At 71.6% G+C, this 24248-nt stretch carries 28 protein-coding genes; 14 read left to right on the top strand and 14 right to left on the bottom strand.

Going from position 1 to position 24248, the window contains the following annotated elements:
• Window positions 1-15 precede the first annotated feature (15 nt).
• From AC3RKB_RS09275 to AC3RKB_RS09260, 4 genes are read right to left on the bottom strand one after another with little or no spacing between them, the layout of a single operon-like run.
• Entirely contained in the window at window positions 16-447 is a 432-nt protein-coding gene (locus AC3RKB_RS09275; protein WP_491435792.1) for a hypothetical protein, read from the bottom strand.
• On the bottom strand, window positions 441-995 hold the full coding sequence (locus AC3RKB_RS09270; RefSeq protein ID WP_491436802.1) for a cation:proton antiporter domain-containing protein: 555 nt from the start codon (window positions 993-995) through the stop codon (window positions 441-443). The genes AC3RKB_RS09275 and AC3RKB_RS09270 overlap by 7 nt, the downstream gene beginning before the upstream one ends.
• Complete coding sequence (locus AC3RKB_RS09265; RefSeq protein WP_491435791.1) at window positions 977-1333, bottom strand: cation:proton antiporter domain-containing protein; 357 nt, start codon at window positions 1331-1333, stop codon at window positions 977-979. The genes AC3RKB_RS09270 and AC3RKB_RS09265 overlap by 19 nt, the downstream gene beginning before the upstream one ends.
• A gap of 11 nt (window positions 1334-1344) precedes the next feature.
• Complete coding sequence (locus tag AC3RKB_RS09260) at window positions 1345-1674, bottom strand: nuclear transport factor 2 family protein (RefSeq protein ID WP_491435790.1); 330 nt, start codon at window positions 1672-1674, stop codon at window positions 1345-1347.
• An 82-nt stretch (window positions 1675-1756) separates the two neighbouring features.
• Here AC3RKB_RS09260 and AC3RKB_RS09255 point away from each other — a divergent pair, with 82 nt between their 5' ends.
• The 3 genes from AC3RKB_RS09255 (at window position 1757) to AC3RKB_RS09245 (ending at window position 4152) form a co-directional block, all read left to right on the top strand.
• Window positions 1757-2104, top strand: a complete 348-nt coding sequence (locus AC3RKB_RS09255) for a CHY zinc finger protein (RefSeq protein ID WP_491435789.1) — start codon at window positions 1757-1759, stop codon at window positions 2102-2104.
• Between the two features lie 97 nt (window positions 2105-2201).
• Entirely contained in the window at window positions 2202-3386 is a 1185-nt protein-coding gene (locus AC3RKB_RS09250; RefSeq protein ID WP_491435788.1) for an adenosylhomocysteinase, read from the top strand.
• 70 nt (window positions 3387-3456) lie between these two features.
• A complete protein-coding gene (locus AC3RKB_RS09245; protein ID WP_491435787.1) occupies window positions 3457-4152 on the top strand; it encodes an ion transporter in 696 nt (231 codons plus the stop codon).
• 7 nt (window positions 4153-4159) lie between these two features.
• Here AC3RKB_RS09245 and AC3RKB_RS09240 read toward each other — a convergent pair whose 3' ends face one another.
• Window positions 4160-4960 carry an alpha/beta fold hydrolase gene (locus tag AC3RKB_RS09240; protein WP_491435786.1) on the bottom strand — a complete coding sequence of 267 codons (801 nt, stop codon included), beginning with the start codon at window positions 4958-4960 and terminating at the stop codon, window positions 4160-4162.
• Between the two features lie 94 nt (window positions 4961-5054).
• Here AC3RKB_RS09240 and AC3RKB_RS09235 point away from each other — a divergent pair, with 94 nt between their 5' ends.
• The 5 genes from AC3RKB_RS09235 (at window position 5055) to AC3RKB_RS09215 (ending at window position 13158) form a co-directional block, all read left to right on the top strand.
• A complete protein-coding gene (locus AC3RKB_RS09235; RefSeq protein WP_491435785.1) occupies window positions 5055-8756 on the top strand; it encodes a nitrate reductase subunit alpha in 3702 nt (1233 codons plus the stop codon).
• Between the two features lie 61 nt (window positions 8757-8817).
• Window positions 8818-10527: a nitrate reductase subunit beta gene (gene narH, locus AC3RKB_RS09230; protein WP_491435784.1), complete on the top strand. Its 1710-nt coding sequence runs from the start codon at window positions 8818-8820 to the stop codon at window positions 10525-10527.
• Window positions 10524-11150 (top strand): nitrate reductase molybdenum cofactor assembly chaperone, encoded by a 627-nt coding sequence (narJ, locus tag AC3RKB_RS09225; RefSeq protein ID WP_491435783.1) that lies wholly within the window; start codon window positions 10524-10526, stop codon window positions 11148-11150. The genes narH and narJ overlap by 4 nt, the downstream gene beginning before the upstream one ends.
• 32 nt (window positions 11151-11182) lie before the next feature.
• On the top strand, window positions 11183-11941 hold the full coding sequence (narI, locus tag AC3RKB_RS09220; protein WP_491436801.1) for a respiratory nitrate reductase subunit gamma: 759 nt from the start codon (window positions 11183-11185) through the stop codon (window positions 11939-11941).
• Complete coding sequence (locus AC3RKB_RS09215; RefSeq protein WP_491435782.1) at window positions 11938-13158, top strand: MFS transporter; 1221 nt, start codon at window positions 11938-11940, stop codon at window positions 13156-13158. Before narI ends, AC3RKB_RS09215 begins: the two co-directional genes overlap by 4 nt.
• Here AC3RKB_RS09215 and AC3RKB_RS09210 read toward each other — a convergent pair.
• From AC3RKB_RS09210 to AC3RKB_RS09195, 4 genes are all read right to left on the bottom strand, one after another.
• A complete protein-coding gene (locus tag AC3RKB_RS09210; protein ID WP_491435781.1) occupies window positions 13118-14026 on the bottom strand; it encodes a potassium channel family protein in 909 nt (302 codons plus the stop codon). The two genes, AC3RKB_RS09215 and AC3RKB_RS09210, sit on opposite strands and share 41 nt — an antisense overlap.
• Before the next feature lie 61 nt (window positions 14027-14087).
• Window positions 14088-14588 carry a bifunctional nuclease family protein gene (locus tag AC3RKB_RS09205; protein WP_491435780.1) on the bottom strand — a complete coding sequence of 167 codons (501 nt, stop codon included), beginning with the start codon at window positions 14586-14588 and terminating at the stop codon, window positions 14088-14090.
• A 69-nt stretch (window positions 14589-14657) separates the two neighbouring features.
• Window positions 14658-14951: a carboxypeptidase-like regulatory domain-containing protein gene (locus AC3RKB_RS09200; protein ID WP_491435779.1), complete on the bottom strand. Its 294-nt coding sequence runs from the start codon at window positions 14949-14951 to the stop codon at window positions 14658-14660.
• Window positions 14948-15925 (bottom strand): trypsin-like serine peptidase, encoded by a 978-nt coding sequence (locus AC3RKB_RS09195; protein ID WP_491435778.1) that lies wholly within the window; start codon window positions 15923-15925, stop codon window positions 14948-14950. Before AC3RKB_RS09195 ends, AC3RKB_RS09200 begins: the two co-directional genes overlap by 4 nt.
• Window positions 15926-15962: 37 nt before the next feature.
• Here AC3RKB_RS09195 and AC3RKB_RS09190 point away from each other — a divergent pair, with 37 nt between their 5' ends.
• On the top strand, window positions 15963-16124 hold the full coding sequence (locus tag AC3RKB_RS09190) for a hypothetical protein (protein ID WP_491435777.1): 162 nt from the start codon (window positions 15963-15965) through the stop codon (window positions 16122-16124).
• Between the two features lie 28 nt (window positions 16125-16152).
• Here the strand turns inward: AC3RKB_RS09190 and AC3RKB_RS09185 are convergent, their stop codons facing one another.
• Entirely contained in the window at window positions 16153-16911 is a 759-nt protein-coding gene (locus tag AC3RKB_RS09185; protein ID WP_491435776.1) for an AfsR/SARP family transcriptional regulator, read from the bottom strand.
• Between the two features lie 197 nt (window positions 16912-17108).
• Here AC3RKB_RS09185 and AC3RKB_RS09180 point away from each other — a divergent pair, with 197 nt between their 5' ends.
• Genes AC3RKB_RS09180 through AC3RKB_RS09165 form a run of 4 tightly spaced genes read left to right on the top strand, consistent with a single transcriptional unit; the run spans window position 17109 to window position 19180 of the window.
• Window positions 17109-17279 (top strand): hypothetical protein, encoded by a 171-nt coding sequence (locus AC3RKB_RS09180; protein WP_491435775.1) that lies wholly within the window; start codon window positions 17109-17111, stop codon window positions 17277-17279.
• Window positions 17280-17293: 14 nt separating this feature from the next.
• Entirely contained in the window at window positions 17294-17677 is a 384-nt protein-coding gene (locus tag AC3RKB_RS09175) for an iron chaperone (RefSeq protein WP_491435774.1), read from the top strand.
• Window positions 17678-17714: 37 nt separating this feature from the next.
• Window positions 17715-18389 (top strand): YdeI/OmpD-associated family protein, encoded by a 675-nt coding sequence (locus AC3RKB_RS09170; protein ID WP_491435773.1) that lies wholly within the window; start codon window positions 17715-17717, stop codon window positions 18387-18389.
• Window positions 18386-19180 carry a TSUP family transporter gene (locus tag AC3RKB_RS09165; RefSeq protein ID WP_491435772.1) on the top strand — a complete coding sequence of 265 codons (795 nt, stop codon included), beginning with the start codon at window positions 18386-18388 and terminating at the stop codon, window positions 19178-19180. Before AC3RKB_RS09170 ends, AC3RKB_RS09165 begins: the two co-directional genes overlap by 4 nt.
• 197 nt (window positions 19181-19377) lie before the next feature.
• Here AC3RKB_RS09165 and AC3RKB_RS09160 read toward each other — a convergent pair whose 3' ends face one another.
• Complete coding sequence (locus AC3RKB_RS09160; RefSeq protein WP_491435771.1) at window positions 19378-20979, bottom strand: GMC family oxidoreductase; 1602 nt, start codon at window positions 20977-20979, stop codon at window positions 19378-19380.
• A gap of 38 nt (window positions 20980-21017) precedes the next feature.
• A complete protein-coding gene (locus tag AC3RKB_RS09155; protein ID WP_491435770.1) occupies window positions 21018-21647 on the bottom strand; it encodes a TetR/AcrR family transcriptional regulator in 630 nt (209 codons plus the stop codon).
• A 51-nt stretch (window positions 21648-21698) separates the two neighbouring features.
• On the opposite strand from AC3RKB_RS09155, the gene AC3RKB_RS09150 reads away from it, so the two are divergent.
• Window positions 21699-22688, top strand: a complete 990-nt coding sequence (locus tag AC3RKB_RS09150) for an SDR family NAD(P)-dependent oxidoreductase (protein ID WP_491435769.1) — start codon at window positions 21699-21701, stop codon at window positions 22686-22688.
• A gap of 356 nt (window positions 22689-23044) precedes the next feature.
• Here AC3RKB_RS09150 and AC3RKB_RS09145 read toward each other — a convergent pair whose 3' ends face one another.
• Together AC3RKB_RS09145 and AC3RKB_RS09140 are read right to left on the bottom strand one after the other, a co-directional pair.
• Window positions 23045-23710, bottom strand: a complete 666-nt coding sequence (locus tag AC3RKB_RS09145) for a GAP family protein (protein WP_491435768.1) — start codon at window positions 23708-23710, stop codon at window positions 23045-23047.
• Window positions 23707-24237, bottom strand: a complete 531-nt coding sequence (locus AC3RKB_RS09140; protein ID WP_491435767.1) for a TetR/AcrR family transcriptional regulator — start codon at window positions 24235-24237, stop codon at window positions 23707-23709. The genes AC3RKB_RS09145 and AC3RKB_RS09140 overlap by 4 nt, the downstream gene beginning before the upstream one ends.
• Window positions 24238-24248: the final 11 nt, after the last annotated feature.

Below are 24248 nucleotides of genomic sequence, written 5' to 3'. Positions count from 1 at the left end.
CGGCGCGCCCCGGCCTCAGCCCTCGGGCTCGGGCCGCAGCAGGCGCACCTCCTCCGTGTCGAGCATCGCCTGCACCCTGCGCAGCACGAGGTCGTCGATCCGTCGCTGGTCGCGGAGCGCGAGCACGGCCTCGCGCTTGCGGTCGAGCAGCGCGAGGCGCATCGCGCGGTACTGGTCGCCCCGGGTGAGCGTGGCCCGGTCGTCGTCGGCCTCGCCGCGTTCCGCGCGCAGCTCGGCGAGCCGGCCCTCGAGCTCGCGGGTGACTCGGTCGCGCACCTCGGGGTCGACGTCGAGCTCCTCGGCGACGGCAGGGATCGCGGCGAGCGCCTCCTCGGCCGCGGTGGTCTCGGCGAGGCGTCGCTCGTCCTCCTCCTCGGCGTCGACCGCGAAGCGCGCCCAGCGCACCACCGGCGGCAGGACCAGGCCCTGCACGACGAGCGTCAGCACGATGACGCCGGCCGTGACGAAGATGACGAGATGCCGCTCGGGGAAGCGGCGCCCGACGCGATCGTGGTCGGCACGGCGAGCGCCGCCGCGAGCGACACCGCGCCGCGGAACCCCGCGACCGACGCCACGACGCGGGCCCGCACGTCGAGGTGACGTGCCCGTTCCTCCGGCGAGCGCACGGTCAGCCGCACCAGGGCCCCCGCGAGGAAGTGGAAGGCGAAGCGCACGGCGAGCAGGACCATCCAGACCGCCCCGACCATGCCGATCGCCCGGCCGAGCTCGGACGCGGGCACGCTCCGCACGTCGTTGCTGACCTCGAGCCCGATCAGCACGAACAACGCGCCGTTCAGCATGAACGTCGCGAGCGCCCAGAACGAGTCGGCCTGGCTGCGCGAGGTCGCCGTGCTCACGCGCGGCCCGACCTGGGTGGCCACGAGCCCCGCGACCACGACCGCGAGCACGCCCGAGGCGTGGATGAGCTCGGCGAGCAGGTAGGCGGCGAAGGGCATGAGGATCAGCGTGACGTTCTTCAGGAGCGGCTCTCGGATCCACCGCAGGACGAGCAGCCCGACCGCGGCGACCGCCGCTCCGGCCGCGCCGCCGCGCTGAGGAACACGAGCACGGTGCTCGTCAGGACGATGCCGCGCAGGTCGCGGCGGATGCCGCGGAGCGAGGTGGTCAGGCTCTCCCAGAACAGCAGCGCCGGAAGGAAGATGAACAGCACGATCTCGGGCGGCAGCCCCACGTCGTACAGTGCGGGCAGCATCCCGAGCAGGATGCCGGTCACGAGCAGCAGCACGGCCGAGGCGACGCGCAGGCGCCGGGCGAGGGCCGTGCAGGCGACGAGCGCGACGCCGAGCACGACGACGAGTTCGAGTCCCGGCATCCGCTCTCCCGCTACGCGATGAGGAACCGGGCGATGAGCCCGTCGCGCAGGTCGAACGTGAACGTGCCCGGCCCGTTGTACCCGTTCCCCGACACCGTGACGGTCAGCAGGTACTGCTCGGACTTGCGCCCCGACACGATGCCGTGCACCTCGAAGTGCGACTGCCGGCCGATGTTGTCGGTCTCGTTCCAGCTCGCGACGCCCTCGCGGCCGTGGAACTCGCGGCCCCAGTCGTTCACGTACGCGTCGTCGGTGAACGCCGCGACGAATGTCTCGGAGTCGCCGCGGTTGGTGGCGTCGACGAACTCCCGGATGGCTGGCGGCATGCTCGTGTCCGACATGGCCGTCACCCTACGCCGGTGCGGCGGCGTTGTCAGGGTCCGGATGGCGCGGGGCGCGCCATCCGCTGCGATGATGGTCGGCATGACCGAACCCGCGACCCGTCGCGAGCGCCCGCGCGTATTCGGGCCCGTGGTCGACGAGATGACGCGGTGCGTGCACTACCGCACCGAGGTCGACATCGTCGCGATCCGGTTCGCGTGCTGCGGCGAGTACTACCCGTGCCACCTCTGCCACGAGGAGACGGCCGGCCATCCGGCGACGCAGTGGCCCCTCGGCGAGCGCGGCCGCGAGGCCGTGCTGTGCGGGGCGTGCGGCACCGAGCTCACGATCGCGGCGTATCTCGCGGCGGACGCCTGCCCCGAGTGCGGGTCCCGGTTCAACGAGCGGTGCCGATTGCACACGCACCTCTACTTCGAGACCGAGGCCTGACCGCTCGGGCGGCGACCACCCTCCCCCCGGCGAGTCCCGGATTCGTGCGGGTCGACCCGCAGGAACGCGGACCTCGCGACGGGGCTAGAGTGCACGGATGGCACACACCGACCTCGTCAGCGCCGGCGCCGCCCGCGTGGACTGGATCCGCTCCCGCATGGGCCTGCTGGCCGACGTCCGCCGCGAGTTCGCTGCGACCCGGCCGTTCGCCGGGCACCGCATCGGCATGTCGCTGCACGTCGAGCCGAAGACCGCCGTGCTCGTCGAGACCCTCGCGGCCGGCGGGGCCGAGCTCGTCGGAACGGGCAACTTCGGCTCCACACAAGACGACGTGGTCGCCTACCTCAACACCCTCCCGGGCATCACGATCGTCGGGCGGCGGGCCGACCCCCTCGAGCAGCACGAGCGCAACATCGCGACGGTGCTCGACGCGGGTCCCGACATCCTGCTCGACAACGGCGGCGACCTCGCCGCCTGCATCGTCGCGCGGGGCCTCGGCGACCGGATCGTCGGCGGCACCGAGGAGACCACGAGCGGCGGCGACCGACTGCGCGGAGAGCTGCACGGGCGCGTGCCGTTCCCGGTGATCGTGATCAACGACAGCCTGCTCAAGGCGATCGGCGAGAACAAGCACGCCGTCGGGCAGTCCGCGGTCGAGAGCTTCATGCGGCTGACCAATGCGATGGTGCCCGGTCGCCGCTTCGTGGTCTTCGGGTACGGATGGTGCGGCCGCGGCGTCGCACACTACCTGCGCGCGCTCGGCGGCAAGGTGGCGGTCGTCGACGTCGACGAGCTCAAGGCGTTCGAGGCGACGCTCGACGGCTTCCGCGTCGGCAGCGGCGACGACTTCGCGGAGTGGGGCGACGTGTTCGTCACCGCGACCGGCCGGCCCGGCGTGCTCGGCTACGACCTCATCGAGCGCATGCACGACGGCGCGATCATCGGCAACATCGGCCACGTGCCGTGGGAGATCGACGTGCCCGCGCTGCGCGCGAACGCGGTCGGCCACGCGCAGATCGTCGACGCGCTCGACCGGTTCGACCTGCCGGGCGGACGGCACGTGGTGCTGCTCGCCGACGGCCGCATGTTCAACCTGGCCGGAACCGAGCCGAAGGGCAACTCGCTCGAGTCGATGGACCTCGGCTTCCTGCTGCAGTCGCTCTCGCTCGAGCGCATCGCGACCCGCGCGGCCGAGCTCGCGCCCGGCGCGCAGCCCGTGCCCGACGACCTCGACCGCACGATCGCGCGCCGCATGATGGCGATCCTGAACTCGGCCGCGTAGTCGCGCGCGGCCTGCTCACGCTCCGCCGTGGCGGCCAGGTCGCACGAGCGGCGTGTGCCACAATCCACGCATGTCGAGGGTTCGCTCCGAACTGAAGAGCACCGGATACGAGATCTTCGTCGGGGCCCTGTCGGTCCTGTCGATCGTCAACCTCGTCCTCCTGTACGCCCTCGGCGATGACGGGGCGCTGGCCACCGTGCTCGTGGCCATGAACGCGCTGTTCAGTGCCGTCTTCCTGGCCGACTTCGCCTATCGGCTCGCGACGGCGCCGCATCGTGGGGCCTACTTCTTCCGGCACTACGGCTGGGCCGACCTCCTGGCGAGCCTGCCGTTCCCCCAGTTCAAGATCCTCCGACTCTTCCGGATCATCCGAGTGATCCGCCTGATGCGCGACGTCGGACCGGGCGGCATCTGGCGCACCCTGATCAAGGACCGGGCCGGGAGCGCGCTGTACGCGCTGCTGCTCATGGGCGTCTTCGTCCTTCAGTTCGGGAGCCTCACGATGCTCTACCTCGAGCAGGATGCTCCGGGCGCGAACATCACGACGGCCTCGGACGCGCTGTGGTACACGATCGTCACCATCTCGACCGTCGGCTACGGGGATCAGTTCCCCGTCACCAACGCGGGTCGATTCGCGGGCACGCTCATGATCGTGCTGGGCGTCGCCATCTTCGGCACCTTCACCGGGTACCTCGCGAACCTGTTCCTGGCGCCGCGGAAGGCCGCAGCGGTCGAGTCGACCGGCCAGGAGCCGCCGGCGTCCTGACCGCCGGTCAGCGCGCCTGCGCGAAGAACTCCAGCGCCGCCTGGCGGAACACCCGCGAGCCCGGCGCGTTGAAGTGGTGCCGGTCGGGCAGCTCGACGAAGGTGCCGTGGGGCGTGGCCTCCGCCAGCAGCCTGGATCGCTCGATGATGGCGTCCTCCGAGCCGGTGGCGAAGAGGATCTCCTGCCGCGGCGGGTTCGACGGGTCGGGGTCGGCGTCGCCGAGCCGCATGCCCTCGGCGAGCGCGACGAGCGCGCGCAGGTCGTTGCCGGGCACCCGCTCGGCGAGCGTGCAGTAGTTCCACGTGACCGTGTCCTCGACGGGGGTGCCGTGCTCGGCGTACGCCCGCGCCTGCTCGATCTGCAGCCGAGCGAGCGGCCGGCCGTCGGGGATGCCGCCGAGCACCGCCCGCTCGACGTGATCGGGCACCTGCACGGCGACCTGCCAGCCCACGCGCGCGCCGAGGGAGTAGCCCGCGTAGAGGACGGTGTCGAGCAGGTACGTGTCGAGCACCGTGACGAGGTCGTTCACGAGCGCATCCATGCCGTACGCGAGCGGGTCGTGCGGCTTGTCGCTCGCGCCGTGGCCGCGCTGGTCGACCCCGAGCACGCGGAACCCGGCGCGCGTGAGATCGCGCACCCACCCCGTGCTCACCCAGTTGTCGCGACAGCTCGACGCGAATCCGTGCACGCACAGCACGGTCGGCGCGTCGGCGTCGCCCCACGAGTACGTCGCGATGCGGAAGCCTTCGGCCGACATCACGAACTGCGGCGCGGGCATCTCGGTCAGGGCGGGGAGCGCGGCATCCATGTCCGCCATTCTGCCGGGCGCAGCACGATGGCGCGGCGATCGAGGGACCGAGGTCCCTCGGGGGCGCGCCCGCGACCCGCTAGGGTCCCGTGCCATGACCCGCAACACCGGAGTTGACGGTCCCGCGTCCGACGCCCTACTCCAGATCGGACGCTTCTTCACGCGGCGCGAGCAGACGCCGGATCACCGCGCGGTGTTCCTCGAGGGCGGCCGCCAGGGCGATTCCTTCTACCGCGACCGGTGGAGCCACGACAAGGTCGTGCGCTCCACGCACGGCGTGAACTGCACGGGGTCCTGTTCGTGGAAGGTGTACGTCAAGGACGGCATCATCACGTGGGAGGCGCAGCAGACCGACTACCCGAGCGTCGGCCCCGACCGCCCCGAGTACGAGCCCCGCGGATGTCCCCGCGGGGCCGCGTTCTCCTGGTACACGTACTCGCCGACGCGCGTGCGGTACCCGTACGTGCGCGGCGTGCTGCTGGAGGCGTACCGCGAGGCGAAGGCTCGGCTCGGCGATCCGGTGCTCGCGTTCCGCGAGGTCAGCACGAACCCCGAGACGCGCCGTCGCTACCAGCAGGCGCGTGGCAAGGGCGGCCTCGTGCGCGCGACGTGGGCCGAGGCGGTCGAACTCGTCGCCGCGGGCTACGTGCACACGATCAAGGAGTACGGGCCCGATCGAGTCGCCGGGTTCTCACCGATCCCGGCGATGTCGATGGTCTCGCACTGCGTCGGCACGCGGTTCACGCAACTCATCGGCGGCGTGATGACGAGCTTCTACGACTGGTACGCCGACCTTCCGGTTGCGAGTCCGCAGGTGTTCGGCGACCAGACCGACGTGCCCGAGTCGGGCGACTGGTGGGATGCCACGTACCTCATGATGTGGGGCTCGAACGTGCCGGTCACCCGTACGCCCGACGCGCACTGGATGGCCGAGGTCCGCTACCGCGGCACCAAGGTCGTGACCGTCAGCCCCGACTACGCCGACAACACGAAGTTCGCCGACGAGTGGCTGCCGTGCCAGGCGGGCACCGATGCGGCGCTCGCGATGGCGATGGGGCACGTGCTGCTGAAGGAGCACTACGTCGACCGGCGCGTGCCGTTCTTCGTCGAGTTCGCGCGCACGTATACCGACCTGCCGCACCTGGTCACGCTCGTCGAGCACGCCGACGGCGGGCTCGTGCCCGGCAAGTTCCTCACGTCGGCCGACCTCGGGGGCAACGCCGACGAGGACGCATGGAAGACCGTCGTGGTCGAGGCCGCGACCGGCGAGCCGGTCGTGCCCAACGGCTCGATGGGCTTCCGCTACGCCGAGTCGGGCGTCGGCCGCTGGAACCTCGACCTCGGCGACACGGTGCCCGCGTTGTCGCTGCGCGACGCGAAGGTGGCGACCGAGGCGACCGAGGTGCTCCTCCCTCGGTTCGATGCTCCGGACGGCTCGGGCGCCGTGCTCCGCCGCGGAGTGCCCGCCGCACGCATCGGCGGGCGCCTTGTGACGACCGTGTTCGACCTGCTGCTCGCGCAGTACGGCGTCGCCCGCGAGGGCCTGCCCGGCGAGTGGCCGGCCGGCTACGACGACCCCGAGACCCCGTACACCCCCGCCTGGCAGGAGGAGATCACGGGCGTGCCGGCGGAGGCCTGCATCCGCATCGCCCGCGAGTTCTCGCAGAACGCGATCGACTCGGGCGGCCGCTCGATGATCATCATGGGCGCGGGCATCTGCCAGTGGTTCCACGGCGACGCGACCTACCGCGCCATCCTGTCGATGCTCATCCTCACGGGCTCGATGGGCCGCAACGGCGGCGGCTGGGCGCACTACGTCGGCCAGGAGAAGTGCCGCCCGATCACCGGATGGCTCTCGCTCGCGAACGCACTCGACTGGTCGCGCCCGCCGCGCACCATGACCGGCACGTCGTACTGGTACATGCACACCGACCAGTGGCGCTTCGACGGATACTCGGCCGATGCCCTCGCGTCGCCCCTCGCCGAGGGCAACCTCGAGGGAATGCACACGGCCGACACGATCGCGCAGTCCGCGCGGCTCGGCTGGATGCCGTTCTATCCGCAGTTCGACCGGAACCCGCTGGAGGTCGCCGACCGGGCCGAGGAGGCGGTCGCCGACGGGAGCGCGCCCGACGCGGCATCCTTCGTCGCCCGTTCGCTCGCCGACGGCTCGCTGAAGACCGCGATCTCCGACATCGACGCGCCCGAGAGTTGGCCGCGCGTCCTGACGCTGTGGCGCTCGAACCTCATGGGCTCGTCGGCGAAGGGCAACGAGTACTTCCTGAAGCACCTGCTCGGCACGCACAGCAACGTGATGGCCTCCGACGAGGCATCCGTCCGCCCGCGCGAGGTCGCGTGGCGCGACGAGATCCCCGAGGGCAAGCTCGACCTGCTGGTCTCGGCCGACTTCCGGATGACCTCGACCACCCTGCTCTCCGACGTCGTGTTCCCCGCGGCCACCTGGTACGAGAAGCACGACCTGTCGTCGACCGACATGCACCCGTTCGTGCACGCCTTCACGCCCGCGATCGACCCGCCGTGGGAGGCGCGCAGCGACTTCGACCTGTTCCACGCGATCGCACGCTCGCTGTCGGAGATGGCGAAGGCCCACCTCGGCACGCGCAAGGACCTCGTCGCCGTGCCGATGCAGCACGACACCCCCGGCGAGACGTCGCAACCGGGCGGCGCCGTGCGTGACTGGGCGCGCGGCGACATCCCGCCGACGCCCGGCAAGACCATGCCGGTGTACGCGGTCGTCGAACGCGACTACACCGCGATCGCCGACAAGCTCGCGACGGTCGGTCCCCTGGCCGAGAAGCTCGGCTTCACGATCAAGAACGTCACGTACGACGTGTCGCACGAGGTCGATCGGCTCGCGAAGGCGCACGGCGTGCTGCCCAGCGGCCCGGCCGCCGGCCGACCCGCGATCGACACCGACGTCAAGCTCGCCGAGGCGATCCTCTCGTTCTCCGGCACGACCAACGGCGAGCTCGCGGTGCAGGGCTTCACGACCCTCGAGAAACGCGTGGGCAAGCCGCTCGCCGACCTCGCCGAGGGCTCGGAGGAGAAGCGCATCACGTTCGCGATGACCCAGGCCGCGCCCGTGCCGGTCATCACGAGCCCCGAATGGTCGGGCTCCGAGACCGGCGGGCGCCGCTACGCGCCGTTCACGGTGAACATCGAGCGGCTGAAGCCGTTCCACACGCTCACCGGCCGCATGCACTTCTACCTCGACCACGACTGGATGCGCGACCTCGGCGAGACCATGCCGATCTATCGCCCACCGCTCGACATGCACCGCCTGTTCGGCGAGCCCCGCCTCGGGCCCGACGGCCGCAACCAGGTCGTCGTCCGCTACCTCACGCCGCACTCGAAGTGGTCGATCCACTCCGAGTACCAGGACAACCTGTTCATGCTCTCGCTCTCGCGCGGCGGGCCGACGGTGTGGATGAGCCCTGCGGATGCCGCGGCGATCGGCGCCGCCGACAACGACTGGGTCGAGTGCGTGAACTCCAACGGCGTGCTCGTCGCCCGCGCGATCGTGTCGCACCGCATGCCCGACGGGGTCGTGTACGTGCACCACGCGCAGGAACGCACGATCGACGTGCCGAAGTCGGAGGCGACCGGCCGGCGCGGCGGCATCCACAACTCCGTCACGAGGCTGCTCGTGAAGCCGACGCATCTCATCGGCGGCTACGCCCAGCTGTCGTACACGTTCAACTACCTGGGTCCGACCGGCAACCAGCGCGACATGGTGGCGACGATCCGCCGCCGGTCGCAGGAGGTGACGTACTGATGCACGCAGTTCGGAAGCACAGTATGGCTCCCTCGCAGGAATCGCAGGAGGTGACGCTCTGATGCGCGTCATGGCTCAAATGGGCATGGTCATGAACCTCGACAAGTGCATCGGATGCCACACCTGCTCCGTCACGTGCAAGCAGGCGTGGACGAACCGGGCCGGCACCGAGTACGTATGGTTCAACAACGTCGAGACCCGGCCCGGCCAGGGCTACCCGAGGCGCTACGAGGACCAGGAGCAGTGGCGCGGCGGGTGGGCGCTGAACTCCCGGGGGCGCCTGAAACTCCGCACCGGCAGCCGGCTGAAGCGCCTGCTCACGATCTTCTCCTCGCCGGTGCAGCCGAAGCTCGAGGACTACTACGAGCCGTGGACGTACGACTACGAGACGCTCACGAACGCCCCGCTCGGCGACGACTTCCCGGTCGCCCGGCCGAAGTCGCTCATCACCGGCGAGGACACGAAGATCACGTGGTCGGCCAACTGGGACGACGACCTCGGCGGCACGAGCGAGCTCGGCCACCTCGACCCGATGGTCGAGAAGGTCCGCCGCGAGTCGGAGGACGCGATCACGTTCCAGTTCGAGCAGACGTTCATGTTCTACCTGCCGCGCATCTGCGAGCACTGCCTGAATCCGTCGTGCATGGCCTCGTGCCCCTCGGGCGCGATCTACAAACGCGAAGAGGACGGCATCGTCCTGGTCGACCAGGACCGCTGCCGCGGCTGGCGCCAGTGCATCACCGGCTGCCCGTACAAGAAGATCTACTTCAACCACAAGACCGGCAAGGCCGAGAAGTGCACGCTCTGCTACCCCCGGCTCGAGGTCGGCATCCCGACCGTGTGCTCGGAGACCTGCGTCGGGCGCCTGCGCTACCTCGGCCTGTTCCTCTACGACGCCGACCGCGTGACCGAGGCCGCGTCGACGCCCGACGAGAAGGACCTCTACGAGGCGCAGCTCGACCTCATGCTCGACCCGAACGACCCCGCGGTCATCGCCGCCGCGCGCGAGCAGGGCATCGCCGACGACTGGATGGACGCCGCGCGGCGCTCCCCCGTCTACGCACTCGCGAAGACCTACCGGGTCGCACTGCCGCTGCACCCCGAGTACCGCACGATGCCGATGGTCTGGTACATCCCGCCGCTCTCGCCCATCGTCGACCTGCTGCGCGACCAGGGCCACGACGCCGAGTCGGCCGGCACCCTGTTCGGCGCGATCGAGGCCCTGCGGATCCCGGTCGAGTACCTCGCCGAGCTGTTCACCGCCGGCGACACCGACCTCGTGACGGGGGTGCTGCGCAAGCTCGCCGCCATGCGCGCCTACCTGCGCGACATCACGCTGAGCCGGCCCACCGACGAGTCGATCCCGCGAGCGGTCGGGATGGACGGCGCGACCATGTACGAGATGTACCGCCTGCTCGCGATCGCGAAGTACGACGAGCGGTACGTGATCCCGACCGCGCACTACGAGCAGGCGCACGAGCTCGAGGAGCTCGGCTGCTCGCTCGACTTCGACGGCGGCCCGTACGAGATCGTCGGCTCGGGCCCGTTCGGCGAGGCGAGCGGCCGGCCGGCGCCGGTCGCCGTCGAGACGTTCCACGCGCTGCGCGAGCGGCAGACCTCGGATGGCGCGGCCGGCGAGGCCTCGCTGCGGGGCCGCGTGAACCTCCTCAACTGGGACGGCCAGGGCGCGCCGCCCGGCCTGTTCCCCGACCGACGGGGCCAGGAGGGCGACCGCGGCGACGGCGCCGAGACCCGCGGGAGCGGCTCATGAACCGGCCCGTGGTCTACCAGGCCGCGTCGATCTGCCTCGGCTACCCCGACGACGACACCCTCGCGTTGGCGGGGCTCGTCCGGCGGGCGCTCGCGGAGTCGGCGCCGGAGGCCGCGCCATCCTTCGCCCCGCTCCTCGACTGGTGGGCGAGCGAACCGGCCGCCGTCGTGCAGCGCGCGTACGTCGACGTCTTCGACCTCTCGAAGCGGCACGCGCTCTACCTGTCGTACTGGACGGATGGCGACACGCGCCGCCGCGGCATGGTGCTCGTCGACTTCACGCAGCGCTACCGCGACGCCGGGCTCGAGCTCGGTGAGACCGGCGAGCTGCCCGACCACCTTCCGCTCGTGCTCGAGTTCGCGCGGCACCGACCCGACGCGGGCGCGGCGCTGCTGCAGGAGTACCGGGCGAGCCTCGAGCTGATCCGCCTTGCGCTCGCCGAACGCGACTCGCCGTACGCCGGCGTCGTCGCCGCCGTGTGCGCGACCCTGCCGGGTCGCTCGCCGGCCGACCGGCAGCAGGCCATGGCGATGGCGGCCGCGGGCCCGCCGACCGAGTCGGTCGGTCTCGACCCGTACGATCCGCGCCTGCTTCCCCTCGCGACGACGGGAGGGCGATCGTGAGCGTCGTGCTCTGGGGCATCCTGCCGTACGTGATGGTCGCGGTCCTCGTCGGCGGGCTCATCTGGCGCTACCGGTACGACCAGTTCGGCTGGACCACCAGGTCGTCGCAGCTGTACGAGTCGCGGCTGCTGCGGATCGGCTCGCCGCTGTTCCACTTCGGCATCCTCGTAGTGGTCATCGGCCACGTCATCGGCCTCGTGATCCCGAAGGCGTGGACCGACGCGGTCGGCGTCACCGAGGAGATGTACCACGTCATGGCCCTCGGCCTCGGCTCCATCGCGGGTGTCGCGACGCTCGTGGGCGTCGCCATCCTGATCTACCGCCGGCGCACGACCGGGCCGGTGTTCATGGCGACGACGAAGAACGACAAGGCCATGTACCTGGTGCTCGTCGCCGCGATCGTCGCCGGCCTCGCGACGACCCTGATCAGCGTGTTCGGGCCGCACGAGGACGTGACCTACCGCGAGACGGTCTCGCCGTGGTTCCGGTCGCTGTTCGTCTTCCAGCCCGACATCGAGGCGATGTCGGAGGCGACGCTCGCGTTCCAGATCCACACGCTCATCGGCATGGCCCTGTTCGTGATCTGGCCGTTCACGCGGCTCGTGCACGCCTTCACGGCCCCAGTGCACTACCTGTTCCGCCCGTACATCGTGTACCGCTCGCGCGACGCCCGCCCCGCACCCGGCAGCGGCATCCGCCGCCGCGGCTGGTCGCCGGTCGGCACGCCCGACCGCGCCGGCGACCGCCACACCGCCCGAACGCCGGACCGCACCGGAAGGGGAACGAGATGACCGAGGCGTCAGCGAAGCCGACCGCCGACATGACGGCGCTGCCCGGTCGGGGACTGAACCTCGGCCTCGCGCTGCTCGCCTTCGCGATCACGTTCTGGGCGTGGAACATCATCGCCCCGCTCGCCGTGCGCTACGCCGACGAACTGGGGCTGGATGCGACGCAGACGTCGATCCTCATCGCGACGCCCGTTCTCGTCGGTTCGCTCGGGCGCATCCTCACCGGCGCGCTCACCGACCGGTTCGGCGGACGGAGCATGTTCACGCTCCTCACCGCGGTGTCGGCGGTGCCCGTCCTGCTCGTCATGTACGCCGGGCAGGTCGGCTCGTACCCGCTGCTCATCGCCTTCGGATTCCTGCTCGGCATCGCCGGGACGACGTTCGCGGTCGGCATCCCGTTCGTGAACGCCTGGTACGACGCGTCGAAGCGGGGCTTCGCGACCGGCCTGTTCGGCGCCGGCATGGGCGGCACGGCGCTGTCGTCGTTCTTCACGCCTCGGATGGTGGCGTGGTTCGGTTACACGGCGACGCACATCATCATCGCGGTCGCGCTCCTGGTCGTGGCAGCCGTCGTCTGGATGTTCATGCGCGACGCCCCCACCTGGAAGCCGAACACCGACCGGGTGATGCCGAAGCTCGCAGCAGCCTCGAAGCTCGCGGTGACGTGGCAGATGGCGTTCCTCTACGCCGTGACGTTCGGCGGGTTCGTGGCGTTCTCGACGTACCTGCCGACGTACCTCAAGGAGGTCTACGGCTTCGACCTCGCCGACGCGGGCGCCCGCACGGCGGGCTTCGCGATCGCGGCCGTCATCTCACGTCCCGTCGGCGGCTGGCTCTCCGACCGCATCGGGCCCGCCAAGGTGCTCGGCATCTCGCTCGCCGGCGCGGCCGTGATGGCCGTCGTGATCGCGCTGAAGCCGCCGCCCGAGCTGCTCGCGGGCTCCTCGTTCGTGCTCATGGCCGTGTTCCTCGGACTCGGCACGGGCGCGGTGTTCACGTGGGTCGCCCAGCGCGCCCCCGCCGAGCGCGTCGGGACGGTCACGGGCATCGTCGGCGCGGCCGGCGGACTCGGCGGCTTCTTCCCGCCGCTCGTCATGGGCGCGACCTACGACGCCGAGGCGCACAGCTACACGATCGGGCTCGTGCTGCTCTGCGCGACCGCGCTCGCGGCGCTGGCGTTCACGATGTACCTGGCGCGGCGGGACCGCCGCCCGTCGTGACCTGCGACTGCCGGTGCTGGCGGGCGTACTCGCGCAGGACCGACTCGGTGTCGTCGCCGTGCGGGAGGAACCGGTCCCGCAGGACCCCCGCGAAGTCGTCGATCGCCTCCTCGAGCATCTGGCCGCTGTTGCGGACGGTGCGGTCGGGCGAGCGTCGCGCGAGGCGTGCGAGGTGCAGGGCGTACGGCAGTTGCGCCGCGAGCGACGCCTCGGGCTCCTGCTCGGTGAAGTAGTAGGACTCGCTGTTCTGCCACAGGTCGACGCGGGCCTGGGCGAGGTCGGCGGTGACCGAGTCGAGCAGCCCGCTCGAGGTCGCGGACTCCATGTTGAGCAGGTGCCCGGCCGTGTCGGCCCGCTGGATGAGCGCGATCCGCAGCGCGAGCGCGCGGCGACGGCCGAGGCCCGGGTAGAGCTCGAGGAACCACGCGACCGCGGCGGTCAACAGCGCGAACCCGATGAGCGCCTGCAGCGGCGCGAACATGCGCAGCCACGGGTCGATCGGGTAGACGTCGCCGAGCCCGAGCGTCGACATGCTGACGACCGAGAAGTAGAACGCCTCGACGATCGCCGGGTAGCCCTCGTGCGCGATCTCGGGACTGTAGGAGAAGCCGTCGGGCACGAACGGCAGGTAGACGAGCGCCCAGCCGACGATCTGGAACACGGCCCACACCGTCACGACCGCGACCGAGGCGAGCGGCCCGGCCACCGTGCGGCCGCGGCGGCCCAACCGCGACGACAGCGCCCACGTCGAGCTCGCGGCGAGGTGCGAGAAGCGCCCGCGGCCGGTCGGGTGCAGGAGCGTGTGGAAGACCTCGTTGAGTCCGAGCGCGATGAGCGCGATTCCCGCGATCATCCAGATCCAGCTCACGTGGTCGATCCTTCCGGATGTCGCGGCGCGCGCGTCGGCGGCCCGTCGGGTGTGTCCGGCGCTACCCCTGGAAGTCCTCGGGATCGACGTCGTCGAGGAACTTCTTGAACTCGTCGAGCTTCTCCTCGTCGGACTCCTCGTGCGGTTCGACCATCTCGGCCGGGATGCCGGCCTCCTCGAGCACCTCGTCGGCGACGAACAGCGGCGCACCCGTCCGCGAGGCGAGCGCGACCGAGTCCGACGGGCGTGCGTCGATCGTGTACGGGCCGGTGGGCGTGCTGATCGAGAGTTCGGCGTAGAACGTGCCGTCCTCGATGCGCGTCACCTCGACGCGCTCGATCTGCGAGCCGACGGCGTCGAGCAGCAGCTTCATCAGGTCGTGCGAGAGCGGCCGTGGCGGCTGCTCGCCCTGGATGGCGATGAGGATGGAGGTGGCCTCCTGCGCCCCGATCCAGATGGGCAGCACCCGCCCCTCGCTGGCCGGCTCGCCGAGCGGCTTCAGCAGGATGATGTGCTGCCCCGACGCATCGAGCGCGACCCCGAGCACGCGGACCTGGACCATGACGCCTCCCGTCGGACGATCGGGCGTATCCCCCCAGCGTACGCCCGACCGCCCGGCCGGCGTCCGGCCCTAGGGCCCGGTGCCCGAGACGCGGATCTCGACCTCGCCCTCGCCCCCGGACGGCCCCTCGACGCCGACGTGCACGGTGACGCGCCCGGTCCGCTCGCCCGGTGCCGTGGCGACGACCGTGTAGTCCCCGGGCTCCGGCGCGGCGATCGAGAACCGCCCGTCCGGGCCGGTCAGTGCGGCGATGTCCGGCACCGGCCCGGGGGCGGCCGCGATGGCGACCGCCGCCTCGGCGAGCGGCCGCCCCGCGTCATCCGTCACCGTGCCGGTGATGACCGGCACGTCGGGAGGCGTCATGCCTTCCAGGCCACCAGGTTGCTGTAGACGCCCGACGTGATCCGCGTGCCGGAGTTGGCCGTGCCACCGCCGTACGCATGGATCGCGATCGCGTACCGGTGCCCGTCGACGATGCGGTATACGCCGCTGCCGCTCTGGCCGCCGTAGGTGTCCACGTCGTAGTAGACCTTGCGCGGCGCGACCGAGGTCACCTTGCGGGCGTGGTACCACTGCGTGCCCGCCGGCTTGTCGCCCGGGTAGCCCGAGATGTTCGCGATCGACGCGAGCAGCGTGGCATCCGAGTAGGCACCGAAGCCCAGCCAGCCCGTGGTCGAGCCGAGGTTCGTGTTCAGGATGATGGCCCCGTAGTCGTACTCCTGGTTCCCGCTGTTCGACCAGCCCGTCACGGTCCGGAAGTTCGTGCTCACCGCCGATCCGAACGGCTGCTGCGAGCCGTTGCGGCCCGGGATCACGGTGATGCTCCGGACCCATCCGTCTCGGTTGGGCACTCCGCTGTTCCTGATGAACACGCAGTGCCCGGCGGTCACCAGCGTGTGCGGCCCGATGAACCAGCCGGTGCCGATCCACTGCGACCCGTCGTTCGCGGTGATCCGCAGCGACGCGTGCACGCGCCACGGGAAGACGGCGGTCGTCGTGATCTGCACGCGGTCGTCGGTGCCGATCACGGCTTCCGGCGCCGGGCCGAACGACGCCTCCCCGATGTCCGGCAGGTCCGCGTCCGCCTCGACGACGGCCTCGGCGACCGATTCGGCGTCGGGCTGCTCGTACCCCTCGACCTGCTCGAGACCGCCGGCGGTGGCGCCGGCCTGGCCGTCGCCGCCCTCGTCGCCGCCCTGCTGCTCCTCGCGTGCGCCGGCTCCGGCGCCTGCACCGGCCGCGCCCGGGCTCGACACCGACGTGTCGAGGTCACCGGCCTCCGTCCGGATCCCGCCACCGCCGGCCACGGCGTCGGAGCTCACGTCGACCTCGCCCATCACGGCACCTCCCCCTCTGCGCGGGCGCTTCGCCCGGATGCGATCGGATGCGACGGCGCGAGGGTACGCGGGGCGGTGTCACGGCGGCGTCACGGGACAGTCACTCGCGGTCGCCGCGCTCGACCCGGTGCCCGGCGTCATGTCGGTCGACCTCGAGGAGGGCGTCGACATCGGCCCGCGCGATCAGGAGATCCAGTAGCGACGCGGCCCCCCGGCCGCTTCCCGGGCTAGTCGCTCCAGAGGCGGACGAGCTCGGTCAGGTCCGCGCTCGGCGCGACCCGGAGTTCGGTGCGCAGCAGGCGCGCGTACTGCCGGTAGGCGCGTCGCGCCTCCGCGAGGTTGCCCTCCGACAGGTGGATCACGATCAGCGCCCGTTGGGCGCTCTCCCGGAGCGGGTCGATGTCAATGGCCGTCATGGCCGCCTCGATCGCCTCGCCGAACCGGCCCTGTTCGGCGAGCCGGCGACTGAGGGCCTCGAGGGCGTGCAGGAGGCGCTGCCGGATGCGCTCGCGCTCGAACACGACCCAGTCGTCGTACCATCCGGGCAGCAGCTCGATCGCGGCGGGGTGGAAGCCGTGCATGGAGAGGTCGTCGCAGTCGGCCGTGCCCTCGACCAGCCGGCCGGCCCACTCCTCGACCCGCACGACGTCGATCTCGGTGCCGAAGCGCAGTGAGAGCGTGTGCCGGTCGGCGTCCAGGACCTCAATTCCCGATGATCGGAGGCGCCACAGCGCGGTCCGGAGGTTTCCGGCCGCACGGCCCTCCGTGACCGACGGCCACAGCGTGCCCGCGACCTTGCGGCGGCTGACGGCCCGTCCGTTGCGGAGCGCGACGAACACGAGGAGCCGTTCGCTCCCCTCCGGCACCGGCACGCGCCGCCCGCCCTCGATGATGTACGGCCCGTCGAGCAGGCACACCGCCTGCGTCGGCTCGAGTTCCGGGACCGCCCGCGCGCCCGCATCCCGACCGACGAGCAGACTCGACATCGCACGCACCCCGTCGCCAGTCATACTCGCATCGGGCGGACGCGAACAGTCCTCACTTCTACCGACTGAGCCTACCGGCCGCCACGACCAGCGGATCAGCGCGGGGCGCGCACTGTCGTGTGCGGTGTTCGACCGCGGACATCGGCGTCTGCGACAATCGGAGCGCGACCGATCGCCGCCGAGATGGAGGACCGACGATGACCCTCGACCGACGCACACCCGAGGCCGTGCCAGTCGGCCGCGAATCGAAGTGGACCCTCCTCGGCACCGCGCTCATGCTGGGCATGGGCGCCCTCGTCATCGGCAGCGCCCTCGTGCTGATCGTCGCGACGATCGCCCTCGGCGACACCGCGTTCGAGCTGCCCTGAGGCAGGGGACCGACATGTCAACGGCACCGGATGGCGCGGGCGCAGCCTCGCAGGCCGTCGACGAGTACATCGCCTCGTTCCCCGACGACATCGCCGATCGCCTGCGCCGGACACGCGCCGCGATCGTCGCGGAGGTTCCGAATCCCGAGCAGAAGATGCGATACGGCATCGCGGCGGTGATGCTCGGCGGGCGCTACGCCCTGCACTTCGCCGGCTGGAAGAAGCACGTCGGCATCTATCCCGTGCCGAGGCTCCCCGAGCCGCTCGAGTCCGAGGTGGCGCCGTTCCGCTCCAGCACGGACTCCGTGACGTTCCCGCACTCGGCCGAGCTGCCTGAGGCGCTCATCGGCCGCATCGCCGCCGCCGTCGTCGCGCAGCGCGCGGCAGCCGGGGCCTGACCCGGGCGATGCCGGTGGCTGCTGCGACACTCGAGGTATGACCGCGACGATCGGCACGCCCGGCGGCACGCCCGAGCGGCCGGCGCTGTTCTTCTCCGGCCCCGAGGAGTTCCGCGCCTGGCTCGAGGCGAACCACGAGACCGCCGCCGAGCTGTGGATGGGCCTCTACAAGAACCACGTGCCCGATCGGGGCCTGACCTGGGAGCAGGCCGTGCCCGAGGCGCTGTGCTTCGGATGGATCGACTCGGTCTCGCAGCGCATCGACGACGAGGCACGGCGTCAACGATGGACCCCTCGTCGGCCGACGAGCAACTGGTCGGCGGTCAACATCGCCATCGTCGAGCAGCTCACCGCCGAGGGGCGCATGCGTCCGGCCGGCGTCGCCGCGTTCGAGCGCCGGCGCGACGACCGCGGGTACTCCTACGAGAACGCTCCGCTCGACCTCCCGGCCGATGCGGCGGCGAGGCTGGCCGCTGATGCCGCGGCGTCCGCATTCTGGGAGGCGGCCACGCCGACCTACCGCCGGCTGGTCGTCCACTGGATCATGTCCGCGAAGCAGGAGGCGACCCGCGAGCGCCGGCTCGCGCAGCTCATCGACGACAGCGCGGCGGGCCGGCTCGTGCCGCCCCAGCGCTACGGCGAGACGCCGAAGTGGGCGGAGCGGGCCGCCGTCGCGGCGCGCGCCGCGACATCCGGAGACACCTCGGCGTGATCGCGTTCGGCACGCCCGCGCTCGCGTACGAGGATGTGGGGGTGCCGATCTTCACCCCGCTCGAGTGGCTGCTGCTCGCGATCGCCGCGTGCGCCGTAGGCCTCTCGAAGAGCGGCATGCCCGCGTTCGGCCCGGTGCCCGCGGCGCTCTTCGCGAGCGTGCTGCCCGCGAAGGCGTCGACCGGCGCGGTCCTGGGGCTCCTGCTCGTGGGCGACCTGATCGCGGTGCGGATGTACCACGCCCACGCCGACTGGAAGATCCTGCGCCGGCTCGTCCCGTCGGTCGTGATCGGCGTGCTGCTCGGCGTCGTCGTGCTCTGGTTCGCGGATGACGCGGCGGTGCGCCGCATCATCGGCGCGATCCTCGTCGGCCTTGTCGCGCTGAGCTTCACGCTGATGCTGCGCCGTCGCCGCGACGGCGGCGATCCGCGGCCCGTCCCGCCGGCGCTCGCCCATGTGTTCGGGCCGCTCGGCGGTTTCACGACGATGGTCGCGAACGCCGCCGGCCCCGTGATGTCGCTCTACTTCGTGGCGTCCCGCCTGCCGGTGCAGGCGGTCCTCGGCACGGCCGCGTGGTTCTTCCTCGTCGTGAACGCCTTCAAGGTGCCGTTCTCGGTCGGCCTCGGACTCATGACGCCGCAGTCGCTGCTGCTGAACCTCGTGCTCGTGCCCGCGCTGCTGGTCGGTGCGCTGATCGGATGGCGCGTCGCCCGCCGCATCCCCGCGGTCTGGTTCGAGCGGACCGTGCTGCTGCTCACCCTGGCGTCGGGGGTGTACCTGCTCGTGGCGTGATCCCCGGTCCGGAAGCGGGTCTCGCGGGCGTCGGGAACTACCCCGCCTCGGTGGCCCGGAGGAAGTCATCGAGTGGACCTCGGCGCGCTTCGCCGGCGAGCCGATCGAGCCGGGCTGCGTCAGGTCCGAGCGCTGAGCCGCAGCGGTGAACGCCGCCGCGCCCACCGCGACTGCCGGGCGACGGCCGTGATCCCGGATCAGCCCGTCGGCGTCCGCGTGACGAGATCGGCCGCTCGCTCGCCGATGACGATGGCGGCCGCGTTCGTGTGGCCGCGGATGATCGTGGGCATGACCGAGGCGTCCGCGACCCGGAGCCCGTCGACGCCGCGCACGCGCAGGTGCTCGTCGACGACGGATGCGGCATCCGTCCCCATTCGCGCGGTGCCGACCGGGTGGTAGAGCGTGTGGGCGTACTCCGCGAGGGCGAGCGCGTCGCGATCGGCGCGGCTCATCCCGTCGGAGCCGACGGGCCTGATGAAGCCGCGATCCGACACCCGGCCGAACGCCTCGGTGGCGACGAGGTCCTCGCACACCGCGAGGCCGAAGAGGAGCGCGTCCCGGTCCGTGCCGTCCGGGTCGGTGAGGTAGCTCGGGTCGATGCGGGGCGCGTCGAAGGGGTCCGCGCTGGCGAGGCTCACCGTCCCGCTGCTGTTCGGTTGCAGCAGGACGGCGCCGACCGTCAACCCGTGCGCGGGGTGCGTGGTGAGTCCCTGGTCGACGAAGGCGACCGGGGCGAAGATCAGCTCGATGTCCGGGAGCGACAGGTCGGGCCGGCTCCTCACGTAGCCGTACGCCTCGGCGACGTTGGAGGTGAGCATGCCCGTCCTCGCGACCAGGTACTTCAGCAGCTCCCGGGCACGCTCGGCGGCGAACAGCGTGTCGCCGTTCGCGTCGATGATGAGCCCGGCGACGAGGTGGTCCTTGAGGTTCTTGCCCACCTCCGGCGAGTCGGCGACGACCGGGATGCCGAGTGCTTCCAGTTCGCCGCGATCGCCGATGCCGGAGAGCATCAGCAGCTGCGGGGTGTTCACGCTGCCGCCGCAGAGGATCACCTCGCGCTCGGCTCGGACCGACGTGGTCCCGCCGTCTCGGACGTACTCGACGCCCACGGCTCGCGTACCGTCGAAGAGCACGCGGGTGGCGTGCGCTCCCGTCCGGACCGTGAGGTTGCGGCGTCGCCGCGCTGGCTTCAGGTACCCGTCGGCGACGCTGAACCGCGCGCCCCGGCGCTGGGTGACCATGGTTCGGATGACGCCGACGCGCGCGGGCCCGTTGGCTGCGATCTCGTCCAGCCCGATCTCGCGGGCCGCGTCGATGAAGGCGGCGGTGGATGAGCGGGGCGCGCGCTGCGGCGCGATCCGGATCGCACCGGACGTTCCCATCTCGTCGCCGGAGGCATGCGGATCGGCCATCCGCTCCGCCCTCCGGAAGTAGGGCGACAGCGCGTTCCACGACCACGACTCGCCGGCCGTCTCGGCCCACGCGTCGTAGTCCTCGGGAAAGCCGCGGATCCACATCATGGCGTTGATCGCCGACGAGCCGCCGAGCACCTTGCCGCGCGGCCAGTAGATCCTCCGGCCGTTCAGCCGGGCCTGGGGCTCGGTCTCGTAGTTCCAGTCCACCGGCGAGCGGAACAACCTGGAGAACGCGGCCGGGATCCGTATCTCCAGCCGATCATCGCTCGGGCCGGCCTCGAGCAGCAGCACGCTGTGCTCCGGGTCCTCCGACAGGCGCGCCGCCACGGCGCAGCCGGCCGAGCCGGCGCCCACGACGACGAAGTCGCAGTTTCCTCGATCCACGTCGTCAGTCTGTCATCGGCCGACGACGGCGTCGGGTCTCACGCCGACGTGAGGGACCCCTCGGCGGCCGGTCGGGCCGGACTCGCCGGGGCCGGTGCGGGCACCGGCCGCGTCATCGCGTCGACCACCCGCGGGAATCGGCGCTCGACGTGGTCGCGAAGCGTGGTGTCGTCGTCGGTCGCGAGCCATTCGTGCAGCGCGCCCGTGAACAGGGCGAAGCCGATCGCGGCGAGGATCTCCGCGTCCTCGCGCTCGAAGCCGCGGGCGGCGAGCGCGTCGCTGACCGCGTGCTGCCAGCGCGCCTGCTTGGCCAGCTCGCGGCCGGTGAGGCCGACATCCTGTTCGATGATGCGCTGGCGCTGCTGCAGTCGCCGCCGCTGCGGCTCGAAGCGGTCGGCGAGGTCGCCGAGTGCCGAGCGCATCATGGCACCCGCGTCGGCGGCGTCGCGGACGCCTTGGATCGAGGCGATGAGGAACGGCAGCAGTTCGTCGTCGTCGGCGAAGACCACCTCGTCCTTGTCGCGGAACTGCCGGAAGAACGTGCGCGACGTGGCACCGGCGCGCGCGGCGATCTGCTCGACGGTCGTGTTGGCGTACCCCTGGTCGACGAAGAGGGCGAAGGCGGCGTCGACGAGTCTCGCGCGGGTGTCCTCGGGCCATCGGGGCATGTCTCGCATCCTACTCTTGTGTCACATTGTGACATCACCTATCGTGACCCTATGACACAAACTGACATCACTTCGTCCACGGTGCTCCTCACCGGTCCGACCAGCGGCATCGGCGCCGGCATGCTCGGGCACCTCACGCGACATCCGTCTCGCCCCCGGCTCGTGCTCATCGGGCGCGACGCCGGGCGAACGGATGCCGCGGTCGCCACCGCTCGCGCGGCCGGCCTCACCGCCCACGGCGTGCACGCCGACCTCGCCGATCTCGAGACGGTATCGTCGGCGCTCGACGAGGTGCGCGGGCTCATCGCCGACGGCCGAATCGGACCGGTCGACGCGGCGATCCTCAACGCGGGCGCGCAGTACACCGACCGCCGACGACAGGGCGCGCAGGGGTGGGAGCTGACCTTCACGGTCAACGTGATCGCCCAGCACCTGCTGGTCCGCGGCATCCGACCGCTGCTCGCCGACGACGGCCACGTCGTACTCCTGGGCTCGTCGACGCATCGGGGCAAGCGGGCGTCGTTCAATCTCGTGCCCGACCCCGTATGGCAGCCGCCTGCCGAACTCGCGACCGCGATGCCCGCGGCGACGGGAGGCGAGCGCTTCGCCGACGAGCGCGAGCAGGGCGGCGTCGCCTACGCGTCGAGCAAGCTCGCGCTCGTGACCCTGGCTCACCAGTGGGCGAGCCGGTTCGCCGCCGATGGCCGCCGGCTCAACACCTACGACCCGGGCCTCGTCGCGGGCACCGGTCTCGGCCGCGACATGCCGAACTCCATGTACTGGGTGTGGCGATGGGTGATGCCGGCGATGAGCGTGCTCCCCGGCGCGACCACGCCGAACCGATCGAGCCGCCACGCGGTCGAGCTCGCGCTCGGCGACGCGCACCGCGAGCTCCACGGCGGGTACGTCGAGATCGGACGGCTGACCCGGGCCGCGTCGAGTACGCGGGTCGCGTCACGCCAGGCGCAGGTGTGGTCATGGCTCGAACAGGCGACGGAACCGTACGTTCCGGCGTGGGTGCGCGACGAGGCGGCCGCATGATCGTCGTCTCGCTCGCCCTCAACCTGGTCGTGCTCGTGCCGGTGCTCATCGCGATGCGGGCGAATCGCCAATGGGTCGTCGGTGCCTACGGCGAGCGCACGGCGGCGCGCGACATCCTGTTCGCGATCTACACCGCGATCCTGCTCGCCAGCGGCGCACTGCTCGCGTCGTGGCTCCTCGGTCCCGATCGGGCCTTCGTCGAGGCCGCCGCCGTCGCGCTCCTCGGCGTGCAGGTCGTGTACAAGGTGGGCACCGCGGTGACGGTCCAAGGGGGGGTTCCGGAACCCCGTCGTGCTGAGCAACCTCGGCATCGCGGTGGTGCACGGCGCGACCATCGCGACGCTGCTGCTGAGCCGCTAAGGCAGCACGAATGGGATGGCGCCCACCGCAACGGCCGCGGCGAACAGGGTCACGGCGAGCGGCACCGACCGCCGCACCGTGCCGGTGCCGAAGCGCGTGACGAGTCCGTCGAGCCACGCGCGCGTGCGATCACGGGCGACGAGGCCGATCGCAAGCAGGATGAGGCAGGGCAGGCAGTAGACGAACGTGTAGCCGGCGATCACGAGGAGGCCGTGCCACGTCGGGATGCCGACGTCGACGAGTCGCTCGATCGCGATGAGGTACGGGAAGGCGTTGGGCAGGTCGGCCGCGGTGATGACCACGCCGAACGGGAGTGCGGTCGCCGGCCGGAACCAGGGGGGCAGGGTGATCGGACGGCGAGGCCGGTCCGCCAGGCGCCGGAACCCCGCGACGGCGAGTCCGACCGCGGCCGCGCCGAACGCGATGAACCGCAGGACGGTCACGACCCCCTCGACCGCACCGGCGGCCGCTCCGGCGCTGAGGTAGAGGAGGGCGCCGAGCGTGAACACCGTGATGGCGGCGCCGGCCACCGCCGCGAGGGCCGTGAGCCCCGGCCGACGGGGGGCCGCGAGCAGGATCAGCGTCACGGAGAGGATCGTCGCCGGGTTGAACGCGTCGAGCACCGCCAGGCCGGCGATGCCGAGCAGCAGCGCCGCGCTCACGAGCGGTCGGCGCGGCGCCCGCCGATGAGGTGCTGCTCGAGCTCGGTCAGCTCATCGTCGCCGAGCGGCGCCCCGACGCCCGCCAACGCGTTCATCGCCAATCCGTCGCCGACGAGCCGGATGACGCGGGCGCGGACGGCGTCGCCCACCTCGTCCGCGATCATCCGCTCCCATGCGGCCGTCGCCTGGTCGGCGGCCGCGACCGTCGCCGCGCCGGGCGCCTCGAGTGCCCGGTGGGCGATCGCGATCGCGCGGAAGAGCTCGAGGTCGTCGCCGCTCGGCACCGACAGGCGGAGCCACGCCGACGCGGCATTCCCCTCGGCAGCCGCCTCGCGCATCGCCGCGTCGACCTCGTCGAGCGCCTGCCCGACGAGTCCGTCGACGAGCGCCGCGCGCGACGGGAAGTGGTGGATCAGGCCGCCCTTGGAGACGCCGGCGGCCTCGGCGACGACGTTCAGCGAGGGCACGACCCCGCGCTCGAGCGTGAGGCGGCGGGTCTCGGAGAGGATCCGGGTGCGCATGTCCATGCCGCCAGTCT

This window comes from Agromyces capsici (assembly GCF_058349965.1).
Note: the sequence above shows the minus strand (reverse complement) of the source record. Positions and strands in the feature narration are given on the sequence as shown.

What these genes read in the sequence shown, in the direction of transcription:
- AC3RKB_RS09265 (WP_491435791.1), bottom strand. Translation starts at nt 1,333, where the DNA reads ATGCCGGGACTCGAACTCGTCGTCGTGCTCGGCGTCGCGCTCGTCGCC.
- AC3RKB_RS09260 (WP_491435790.1), bottom strand. Translation starts at nt 1,674, where the DNA reads ATGTCGGACACGAGCATGCCGCCAGCCATCCGGGAGTTCGTCGACGCC.
- AC3RKB_RS09255 (WP_491435789.1), top strand. Translation starts at nt 1,757, where the DNA reads ATGACCGAACCCGCGACCCGTCGCGAGCGCCCGCGCGTATTCGGGCCC.
- AC3RKB_RS09250 (WP_491435788.1), top strand. Translation starts at nt 2,202, where the DNA reads ATGGCACACACCGACCTCGTCAGCGCCGGCGCCGCCCGCGTGGACTGG.
- AC3RKB_RS09245 (WP_491435787.1), top strand. Translation starts at nt 3,457, where the DNA reads ATGTCGAGGGTTCGCTCCGAACTGAAGAGCACCGGATACGAGATCTTC.
- AC3RKB_RS09240 (WP_491435786.1), bottom strand. Translation starts at nt 4,960, where the DNA reads ATGGATGCCGCGCTCCCCGCCCTGACCGAGATGCCCGCGCCGCAGTTC.
- AC3RKB_RS09235 (WP_491435785.1), top strand. Translation starts at nt 5,055, where the DNA reads ATGACCCGCAACACCGGAGTTGACGGTCCCGCGTCCGACGCCCTACTC.
- narH (WP_491435784.1), top strand. Translation starts at nt 8,818, where the DNA reads ATGCGCGTCATGGCTCAAATGGGCATGGTCATGAACCTCGACAAGTGC.
- narJ (WP_491435783.1), top strand. Translation starts at nt 10,524, where the DNA reads ATGAACCGGCCCGTGGTCTACCAGGCCGCGTCGATCTGCCTCGGCTAC.
- narI (WP_491436801.1), top strand. Translation starts at nt 11,183, where the DNA reads ATGGTCGCGGTCCTCGTCGGCGGGCTCATCTGGCGCTACCGGTACGAC.
- AC3RKB_RS09215 (WP_491435782.1), top strand. Translation starts at nt 11,938, where the DNA reads ATGACCGAGGCGTCAGCGAAGCCGACCGCCGACATGACGGCGCTGCCC.
- AC3RKB_RS09205 (WP_491435780.1), bottom strand. Translation starts at nt 14,588, where the DNA reads ATGGTCCAGGTCCGCGTGCTCGGGGTCGCGCTCGATGCGTCGGGGCAG.
- AC3RKB_RS09200 (WP_491435779.1), bottom strand. Translation starts at nt 14,951, where the DNA reads ATGACGCCTCCCGACGTGCCGGTCATCACCGGCACGGTGACGGATGAC.
- AC3RKB_RS09195 (WP_491435778.1), bottom strand. Translation starts at nt 15,925, where the DNA reads ATGGGCGAGGTCGACGTGAGCTCCGACGCCGTGGCCGGCGGTGGCGGG.
- AC3RKB_RS09190 (WP_491435777.1), top strand. Translation starts at nt 15,963, where the DNA reads ATGCGATCGGATGCGACGGCGCGAGGGTACGCGGGGCGGTGTCACGGC.
- AC3RKB_RS09185 (WP_491435776.1), bottom strand. Translation starts at nt 16,911, where the DNA reads ATGTCGAGTCTGCTCGTCGGTCGGGATGCGGGCGCGCGGGCGGTCCCG.
- AC3RKB_RS09180 (WP_491435775.1), top strand. Translation starts at nt 17,109, where the DNA reads ATGACCCTCGACCGACGCACACCCGAGGCCGTGCCAGTCGGCCGCGAA.
- AC3RKB_RS09175 (WP_491435774.1), top strand. Translation starts at nt 17,294, where the DNA reads ATGTCAACGGCACCGGATGGCGCGGGCGCAGCCTCGCAGGCCGTCGAC.
- AC3RKB_RS09170 (WP_491435773.1), top strand. Translation starts at nt 17,715, where the DNA reads ATGACCGCGACGATCGGCACGCCCGGCGGCACGCCCGAGCGGCCGGCG.
- AC3RKB_RS09155 (WP_491435770.1), bottom strand. Translation starts at nt 21,647, where the DNA reads ATGCCCCGATGGCCCGAGGACACCCGCGCGAGACTCGTCGACGCCGCC.
- AC3RKB_RS09150 (WP_491435769.1), top strand. Translation starts at nt 21,699, where the DNA reads ATGACACAAACTGACATCACTTCGTCCACGGTGCTCCTCACCGGTCCG.
- AC3RKB_RS09140 (WP_491435767.1), bottom strand. Translation starts at nt 24,237, where the DNA reads ATGGACATGCGCACCCGGATCCTCTCCGAGACCCGCCGCCTCACGCTC.